Consider the following 1,763-nt stretch of genomic DNA (forward strand, 5'->3'; position numbering starts at 1 on the left):
ATGCGATCGACCGCGGCGGCCACGACAACATCACGGTTGTGATCGCGCAGGTCGGCCCGGAACCCACCGGCAGGCACACCGGTAGGCACACCTCCGAAAGGGACCAGCGATGACCACGCCGTTCACTGTGGAGGTCTTCCAGAACGAGTATCTGGCCTACGGCCACGGCGAGGTACACGCGGTGGTCACCGTCCGGGGAGCGCACGGCCCGGTAGGTCCACCGAGCCAGAGTGGGCCGGCGGAGCTTGCCGAGGTCATCATGCTGGACTGTTCGGGATCCATGGCGGCACCACAGACAAAGATCATCGAGATGCGGCGAGCCGCGAATGCGGCGGTCGACGCCCTGCCCGACGGTATGTGGTTCGCGATCGTGCAGGGGTCGGGAATCGCTGAGGCCGTCTATCCGACCCGGTCCGAACTCGTCCAGGCCGACAAGCGGACGCGGGCCGCGGCCAAGGCGGAGATCGGACGGCTCGAACCCGACGGCGGCACCGCGATCGGCCGCTGGCTCACCCGCACCCGGGAACTGATGGCCACCAGGCCGAACGCGATCCACCACGCGATCCTGCTGACCGACGGGCAAAACGGTGAGCGCACATCCGAATTCGACGAGGCCGTCGCCGCGTGCGTCGGTCGTTTCCAGTGCGACTGCCGCGGTGTCGGGGCCGACTGGCGCGTCGACGAGCTTCGTCACATTGCAACGGCCCTGCTCGGCACGGTCGACGCGGTCCGGCGTCCGCAGGATCTGGCCGCCGACTTCCGATCCATGATCGATACCGCGACGAACCGCGCGGTCGACCGGGTTAGCCTACGAGTATGGACGCCGCGCAACGCCTCCGTCCGGTTCCTGCGGCAGGTCGCGCCGCACGTGGAGGACCTCACCGGCACCGCCGTGCGGGTCAACGAGCTGACTGTCGACTATCCGACCGGCGCGTGGGGCAGCGAATCCCGCGACTACCACCTCTGTGTCACCGTTCCGGCTCGTGAGGACGACGTGGAGATGCTGGCCGCCCGGGTCAACGTGGTCGTGGCCGATCAGGTGTGGTGTCGCGAGCGCGTCCGCGCGATCTGGACCAAGGACATCGATCTTTCCACCCGGATCGCACCCGAGGTCGCCCACTACACCGACCAGACCGAGCTCGCCCAGGCCCTGCAGGAGGGGCTACAGGCCCGGCGCGTCGGCGACGAGGTGACCGCTACCATCAAACTCGGTCGAAGCGCACAGCTGGCGCATCAGTCCGGCAACGAGAGTACATACCGACTACTTCAGCACGTAGTCGACATTGAGGACCCAAGCACAGGTACTGTTCGGCTGAAACGGAATGTCGACACCATTGACGAAATGATCCTTGACACACGGTCGACCAGGACCGTCAGGGTGAACAGGTGATCAGGTGAGTGCACGCTGCCCAGACGGGCACCTGTCTCTGGCTCCCGACTACTGCGATCAATGTGGTATGCGGATAGTAGCCAGTCAGGAGCCTTACGTCATCCATCCCGCAGACGGGACGGCCGGGCCGTCAGGCCGCGGGCGACCACGGCAACCGGACCACTCCCCTGTGGAGCCGCCCTACGGCCGGCGGCCGGCAGAGGGCTCCGGGCCGTTGCCCGCCGGCCCGGAGCAGCCGGGCCTGGACCCGGCCGCGCCACTCTCGGCCGATCCGTTCGGACGGGACAACTACGCCCAGGACGGCTACGACTCTGCCGGTCACCTGCCCAGCGGGTACGGCCCCAGCGGGTACGGCCCCAGCGGGTACGGCCCC

The 1,763-nt window shown here is 67.8% G+C and carries 1 protein-coding gene and 1 pseudogene; both read left to right on the forward strand.

What is annotated here, in order from left to right; translation table 11 throughout:
- The first annotated feature begins 109 nt into the window (after positions 1-109).
- Complete coding sequence (locus tag DD1DGNOD_RS24940) at positions 110-1,390, forward strand: vWA domain-containing protein (protein WP_131768793.1); 1,281 nt, start codon at positions 110-112, stop codon at positions 1,388-1,390.
- A 67-nt stretch (positions 1,391-1,457) separates the two neighbouring features.
- Positions 1,458-1,763 (forward strand): annotated as a pseudogene (locus DD1DGNOD_RS30280) (hypothetical protein); the annotation flags it as partial.

The organism is Candidatus Protofrankia californiensis, from assembly GCF_900634765.1.
GTDB classification, from domain to species: Bacteria; Actinomycetota; Actinomycetes; order Frankiales; family Frankiaceae; genus Protofrankia; species Protofrankia californiensis.